Source organism: Candidatus Aquarickettsia rohweri (assembly GCF_003953955.1).
GTDB classification, from domain to species: Bacteria; Pseudomonadota; Alphaproteobacteria; order Rickettsiales; family Midichloriaceae; genus Aquirickettsia; species Aquirickettsia rohweri.
Window position 1 is genome coordinate 1 of record NZ_RXFM01000082.1, and the last position, 6804, is coordinate 6804.

Annotated in this window: 7 protein-coding genes and 1 pseudogene; 4 read left to right on the forward strand and 4 right to left on the reverse strand. The window is 28.2% G+C overall.

Going from position 1 to position 6804, the window contains the following annotated elements:
- Nucleotides 1-125: pseudogene (locus tag EIC27_RS08330) on the forward strand (IS6 family transposase); the annotation flags it as partial.
- Nucleotides 126-469: 344 nt separating this feature from the next.
- Here the strand turns inward: EIC27_RS08330 and EIC27_RS05485 are convergent.
- Together EIC27_RS05485 and nrdR are read right to left on the reverse strand one after the other, a co-directional pair.
- The gene (locus EIC27_RS05485) at nucleotides 470-1564 is read right to left on the reverse strand and encodes a UDP-N-acetylglucosamine--N-acetylmuramyl-(pentapeptide) pyrophosphoryl-undecaprenol N-acetylglucosamine transferase (RefSeq protein ID WP_126045092.1); all 1095 of its coding nucleotides are present in this window, start codon (nucleotides 1562-1564) and stop codon (nucleotides 470-472) included.
- On the reverse strand, nucleotides 1557-2018 hold the full coding sequence (gene nrdR / locus EIC27_RS05490) for a transcriptional regulator NrdR (protein WP_126045093.1): 462 nt from the start codon (nucleotides 2016-2018) through the stop codon (nucleotides 1557-1559). Before nrdR ends, EIC27_RS05485 begins: the two co-directional genes overlap by 8 nt.
- Nucleotides 2019-2162: 144 nt before the next feature.
- On the opposite strand from nrdR, the gene EIC27_RS05495 reads away from it, so the two are divergent.
- The 3 genes from EIC27_RS05495 (at nucleotide 2163) to EIC27_RS05505 (ending at nucleotide 5866) form a co-directional block, all read left to right on the forward strand.
- Complete coding sequence (locus EIC27_RS05495; RefSeq protein ID WP_126045094.1) at nucleotides 2163-3131, forward strand: RluA family pseudouridine synthase; 969 nt, start codon at nucleotides 2163-2165, stop codon at nucleotides 3129-3131.
- Between the two features lie 269 nt (nucleotides 3132-3400).
- Nucleotides 3401-4765, forward strand: coding sequence for a hypothetical protein (locus EIC27_RS05500; RefSeq protein ID WP_126045095.1), 1365 nt, complete (start codon nucleotides 3401-3403; stop codon nucleotides 4763-4765).
- A 228-nt stretch (nucleotides 4766-4993) separates the two neighbouring features.
- Nucleotides 4994-5866: a hypothetical protein gene (locus EIC27_RS05505; RefSeq protein WP_126045096.1), complete on the forward strand. Its 873-nt coding sequence runs from the start codon at nucleotides 4994-4996 to the stop codon at nucleotides 5864-5866.
- Between the two features lie 182 nt (nucleotides 5867-6048).
- Here the strand turns inward: EIC27_RS05505 and EIC27_RS05510 are convergent, their stop codons facing one another.
- Complete coding sequence (locus EIC27_RS05510; protein WP_240627094.1) at nucleotides 6049-6393, reverse strand: GNAT family N-acetyltransferase; 345 nt, start codon at nucleotides 6391-6393, stop codon at nucleotides 6049-6051.
- A gap of 39 nt (nucleotides 6394-6432) precedes the next feature.
- Nucleotides 6433-6666, reverse strand: a complete 234-nt coding sequence (locus tag EIC27_RS07665; RefSeq protein WP_240627095.1) for a hypothetical protein — start codon at nucleotides 6664-6666, stop codon at nucleotides 6433-6435.
- Nucleotides 6667-6804 lie beyond the last annotated feature (138 nt).

Below are 6804 nucleotides of genomic sequence, written 5' to 3' on the forward strand. Positions count from 1 at the left end.
CCTTTAGAAGTGCCGCCAGAACTATTGCGGGAATAGAACTCTTGCACATGATTAAAAAAGGACAACTTGCTGACAATGACAATTATAATTCTGACTTTGATAAATTTCTTTCACTAGCTGCTTAATGGAAAAATCTATAAATAATTTAAAAATTTTACACCATATTACAGATGCGACAGAGCCTCCAGTAATGCATCAACAAATATAAATGTGACAACAATTGTGGATCACCACAGTTAAGACTTCTTCTCTCCTTCGTGATGACTTTGCCTGCATTGTCATTGCGAGAGCATTTTAATGCTCGTGGCAATCCAGGAATACATAAACAAAACATAAATGAAACAACATCTCTGGATCACCACAGTCGAGACTTCGTCTCTTCTTCGTGATGACTTTGCCTGCATTGTCATTGCGAGAGCATTTTAATGCTCGTGGCAATCCAGAAAATTAATAAATAAGATGTGTAATACTAAATATTATCTAACTCTTTCACAAATTTATTCACTGAATTTAAATGAAGATCCTTATATTTATTATTATAAGATTTTTGAATATCTTGTAGCTTATCAGGATTATTTAATAAATCTGCTATAAATAAAGATAACCATTTTGGGCAAAATTTATCCTCTGTTTTTAATATAATTTTTGAATTTTCATTTAAAAATTTTGCATTATAAAATTGATGATTATCTTTTGCTTTTGCAAATGGAACTAATATTGCAACTTTTTTAAAAACCATTAACTCAGCAATTGATGAGGCACCTCCTCTGCATATAACTAAATCATGTTTATCATAAAGTTCCTCAAGATTATCAAAAAAAGTTTTTATATTATATTTACACTTTATTTTTGAATATTCACTTATAACTTCATCAATATTTTCTTCTCTAGCTTGTTGGGTTATGTGAATTCTTTCTTGCAATATTTTACCCAAATTTTGTATGGATTTAGGTATAATATCACTAAAAATTCTTGCTCCTTGACTACCACCAACAACTAAAATTTTTAAATATCTATTCCTCTTTATCTTTTTATTATTCACTGCTTCTATAAATTTATTCCTTATAGGCAGCCCTGTTAAAATAATTTTATTTTTATATTTTTCTTTTATATTTTGAGTGTTTGGAAATGATATAAATAATTTTTTTGCAAAAGGTAAAAATAATCTATTTATTTGTCCAAGTACAGAATTCTGTTCATGCAAAATAAGTGGTACACGAAAAATTATTGCATATAAAGAAGCTGGTAAAGTTGGGTATCCTCCAAATGACACAACTATTTTTGGTTTTTGTAAAAAAAACTTCCCCATTATTTTTAAAGAACTAATAATAAGTAAAGTAAAATTTAATAATTTACTACTGAATTTTTCATTTACTCCTGAGGCAAGAATAATAGTTTTTCTCATATATAAAAAAGCACCAGCTAAATATTTTAAAGCTCTTTTATCAGTAACTAAATGTAAACTATAATTCTTACTCATTAGTCTATCAGCAACAGCCTGAGCAGGGAATACATGTCCTCCAGTACCTCCTGTTGATATAAGTATTAATTTATTTTTAGTCATCAGTTTTAAGATCTAAGATTTGCACTAATTCCTTAAAATCCTTTACTTCTTTAAAATCCATATAAACTGAAGCGTATCTAACATAAGCAACTTGATCTATTCTTATTAGTTCCCCCATTACTAGTTCCCCAATAATTTTTGTCTCAACTTCTCCTTCTCCAAATTTTTGTAATTTTTTTACAATATTTGACACAATTTGGTCTAAAGAGTCATGACCTATACTCCTTTTTCTAGTAGCTATTTCAAGTGACCTTAGTAATTTTTGAATATCAAATGGTCTTTTAGATCCATTTCTCTTTATAACCATAACTTCTCTTACTTCTATCCTTTCATAAGTAGTGAATTTTGCTCCACAATTATTACAAATTCTTCGACGTTTTATGCTAGAATTATCATCTGATGGTCTTGAATCTTTAACTTGTGTACTTAAAAACCCACAAAAAGGACATTTCATAATTTTTATTAAAAATAAAATAATAATTGTTTTTTTAAAATAACGAATTATATGGCAAATACAAATTATTTTTATATATTTATGTATCTATCTAAAATTAATTCTGACAATATTTAAATAATAACATCTGAAGAACTAAACGAAATGATATATACTTTTGAAATTATAAAAGGTGAAGAAGGAGAAAGATTAGATAAATATATTACTTCAAAAATTGAAAAACAAACTAGATCTCAAATCCAATTTTTGATACTTAATTCAAAAGTAACTATTAATAATGATATTGAGCGTAATTGTGGTAAAAAAATTAAAATTGGCGACAAAATATCATTATCAATTATAAAACAACCTACAACAATAGAGCCATATAATTTTAAGTTAAATATTATTTATGAAGATGAAGATTTAATAGTTATTAATAAGCCCTCAGATCTTACAGTTCATCCATGTAGCAATACTAAAAATAAAACACTTGCTAACGCACTTGTTGCATATTCCAATAATTTATCATCAGCTAGTGGAGAAAATAGACCTGGCATAGTACACAGATTAGACAAATATACTTCAGGTTTAATGTTAGTTGCTAAAAATAATGAAACACACTTATACTTATGTGGGCAAATATTAGAAAGAAAAGTAAAAAGAAAGTATTTAACATTAACTTATGGTGTTCCAAATCCTATTATTGGGCGTATTATAACCAATATTGCACCTAACAAAAAAGATCCAACTAAAATGCAAGTTGTAAAAGATGATGATGCCAAAATAGCAATTACTAATTATAGAGTTATAAATAGTTATGAAAATAGAATGTTTAGTTTAGTAGAATGCGAATTAGAAACTGGTAGAACTCATCAAATTAGAGTGCATATGAAATATAAAAACACCCCTGTAGTTGGTGATCAAAAATATTCTCTGTATTATAATTTTAATCCAGAATTTGTATCAAAAGAACTAAATAATAAAATTAAAAAATTAAATAGACAAGCTTTACATGCGTATAAAATTGCATTTGTCCATCCTCGATCATTAAAACCTATGGAATTTGAAATACCCATGGATAATTCAATCCAAGAAATAATAAATTTGTTAAAAATTGATAAAAATAATTAAAATATTTATATTAATATTATTTGTATTTTTAACAAACACTTAGTACTTTATTTCTATTTAATCTGACACTACGATCTCTAATTTTTATTATAAAATCACTAATATAAGATGAAAGCGCAATTTATTATACTATTGTAATATTAGTTTATAGCGCTAAAAATGTTAAATAAATAAATTTATTATACTTTAAGTATAATTTTTAACAGATAACTTGACAAAGATATTTTTTGGATAACATTATAATATTATTAATTTAACATGTGGGTGTTATGACTAATACTTTAAAAAATTCAAATTGGAATCCACAAGATCCAAGCATGTATTCTGGTGTACAATTAGACTCAAGAAAGCCTACGTCTTACGGTATGTATGTGTTTAAAGGGTGGTTTAATGTTGATGATCAACCAACTGTTACAGGTGCATTCCTGCAATCTATACAGCCACCACCTGCATACTACCCAGAATTAACAAAATTTTGGAGATGGACTGAAATAGATTGGGAGTACGTTCCATATACAAAAGCACTTTTCCAGGAGCGGTTAAGTTGCACAGGTGAACTACCAAATGCTAATTGTGTAGTAACTGCATGTCCTGAAGCTAACGGAGAGCTAACAGCAAATGGAAAAGCCCAAGTTATTGGCAAATTATCTGGAAGACCTGATATTAATAATTGGGAACAACTACTATCAGAAACTAAAGGCCTAACAAACAAAGAGCTACTTCAAAAAATAAAAAAAGTTGAGCAATATGACTCTTTAGATAAATGGAGTGATTTTATTGATAAAATTAAAAATTACTCACAAGATGAATTAGCAAAAGCTCTAGGTAAATTACTATTATTATCATCGGATGAGTCGTCTAATTGGTTTAGTTTTGTTAATAAAGTAAAATTAGAGCCAAGTGATGGATTAGCTGGTAGAATAATATCAATACTAGGGCATACTGATGTAATAGATTTTGTTAAATTAACATCTAAAATTTCTCACTTATGTAAAAATGAGTTTGTTAGACAAATAGGAATTGCATTACAGTTAAAAACTCCTGTGACAAGCATAGATGATTTAGCAGAGAAAATAAAAGCTACTTCTAAAGAAGAGATAGAAAATTTCCCGCAAGACCTTGTATCAAAAATGGGTATAGGAAAAGCCTTGATAGGGAGAGATGATGCGAAATGGAAGGAATTATCTCCTATTATAAATAACATACCAATTGAGGATTTTAAGAAAAATTTAAATAATCTAGTTATAATGATTAATTATTTCTCAACAGTCGATTTTATAAATTGGGAACAATTTGTTTTAAAAGTTATTACTTCTGTTTTAGGCAAGGATCAAAGCACAATAAATAACTTTGATCAATTACATACACAAATTAGTAGTTTATCAAATAAAGAATTTGTACAAGAAATATCCAAAGTGATTGGGTATTCAGATATTGTAGATTATAATGCTTTATTGGAAGATGAAACAGTTCGTGATAAAGAGCCGTGGTGGACTGCAGGTGAAAATTGGGGTATGCCAAACGGACAAAAAGCAGAAAGCTCTGATGGTAAAATAATGACTATAAATTTTTGGAGAGCACCTGAAGGGCCTCATACAATAAAAGTAAACAATACAGAGGCTTCATTTGTTTAATCAGTTAGTACAGCATTTTCAGGCTTTGTTACAACTAACTCACAATATTTTACTGTAAAGGATAATCAAGGTAAACTTACTTACGATCCTAAAGAATTACATACTTATACAATTATCTGGACTCCCGAAACCTTACAATTTTATCTTGATGCTAATAATGATGGGAAAGATATAGATAATGCAACACCAATAAAAGTTTTTGATGCTAAAGATTATCCTGGAATAAAAATGATAGGCAATCAATATCCTGGTGGAGATAAACCCTTTTGGTGGTATGGCAATGAAAAAAAATTAGGTGATGTTCTGATTATGTTAAATCATTGGTTTGGTGACCAATGGAGTGGATTTCCAGATACAAACTTTGTTAAGTCAAGTTCTTACATAAGTAAGGTATCATATTTCCCACTAAATAAATCAGGTGCAAATCCAGGTAATGCAGACTTTACATATCAAAATGATGATAATATTATTAATGTAGATTTTTCTACAATGCCTAAGGAAAATTGGAGATATGCAGTACAAAAACAATTTGTGCCTGAAGTTGCTGGTGATTTTCCAAATCAAAAAATAGCTAAGAATCCACAACAAATGGATCTTACTAAAGTTCCTGGCACTGATCAACAAGCACTAGAATTACGCTTATCACGTTATGATGATGAAAATGCTCAGCAAAAGTTTTTTTATGTTGTACTTGATGCACCTGAGATAAAAGATGGAGGCATTAATGAAAATCAAAAAATTTTAGTTACAATAGATAATGAGGAAATAGGTGTATATGCTAATTTAACAAATGTTAACGCTATTAATATAGAAGCTTTTTGGCCACCAGTTGGTTCTGAAATAGAGATAAATGCTAAAAATTTAGGTACTGGAGCAGAAAATACTTGTAAAATAAAGATACAAGAGAATTTAGTTTGGACTTTTGATGGAGTTCAAGACTGTCAACATCAGGAAGCAAATTTACAATTTTTAAACAAAGAAGATGCTTTAGCTGTAACTGCAAGAGGCAACGCTGGGCGTATACCAATACACTGGCATAACTTTCATGGAATTGACAAAGATGCTGATGACAACTCAGCAATTGCGCATGATGAACTATAAATTTTAAAACAAATTTTATATTAGTAGTATTGCAAATTTTTCTAATTTTAAAAAATCTTGATCACCTATTAATTTAAAGAAAGAATTTTTATCTTAGTTTAATTTGCAATACTAACCTACAAATCCCATGCCTATAAATAAAATTTTATTGTAACTAAAATATATAAAGATATATTTTGCAACTATATTATTTTACCTAAATCTATAATATTTTTTGATATTGACTTATCGTTAAATGCCATTTGCTTATAACCTAGTTTTATATAAAACTCTTTAGCTTCTAAATTAGCATGTGTTTTGATTACCTTTATTTTTTGCAATTTTAGCCATTTTTCTAAGAAAGTTAGAATATAAGTAGCATATCCTTTATTTTTATGCTTTTCATCAGTGGCAAGAGAGCGTAATGCTGCTGTTTTATCATCTATTAATTCTATATGAGCAACCGACACAATTACAATTCCTTTGTATAAAACAAAATGATAGTGATTACAATCTTTTAAACTAAAATGATTACGGTCATAATTCACTCCAATTGGCTGAAAAATTTCCTTTTCACGTATTCTATGCTACTCTGACCATTCATCATCATGCATACAAAAATTTACACAATAACCATTAAAATTAGCTTTTTTCAAAACGCTTTTAATAAATTGATTTTTACCAAGATTATATACTGAAAATTTTCCATCTACTTTTATATGAGAATTTGGATTTTTTAACATTTCAATTTTTAAATTTTTATATTGTAAAGCTATATCTTGGTGAACCATGTAAGCGCTAAAATAAGGGCATCTAGGCAAGAATAAAAATAAGTGGTAGAACAAAAGCCTAAAAAAATAGAGGCTAATGATGCTATTAGAAAAAAAGAATAAGTAATGAAAAATGGAAAGAGCTAGTAGAAGAATATAAAAAAAGTAATGTAAGTAAATATGAATTTT

What these genes read in the sequence shown, in the direction of transcription:
- EIC27_RS05485 (WP_126045092.1), bottom strand. Translation starts at nt 1,564, where the DNA reads ATGACTAAAAATAAATTAATACTTATATCAACAGGAGGTACTGGAGGA.
- nrdR (WP_126045093.1), bottom strand. Translation starts at nt 2,018, where the DNA reads ATGAAATGTCCTTTTTGTGGGTTTTTAAGTACACAAGTTAAAGATTCA.
- EIC27_RS05495 (WP_126045094.1), top strand. Translation starts at nt 2,163, where the DNA reads ATGATATATACTTTTGAAATTATAAAAGGTGAAGAAGGAGAAAGATTA.
- EIC27_RS05500 (WP_126045095.1), top strand. Translation starts at nt 3,401, where the DNA reads ATGACTAATACTTTAAAAAATTCAAATTGGAATCCACAAGATCCAAGC.
- EIC27_RS05505 (WP_126045096.1), top strand. Translation starts at nt 4,994, where the DNA reads ATGATAGGCAATCAATATCCTGGTGGAGATAAACCCTTTTGGTGGTAT.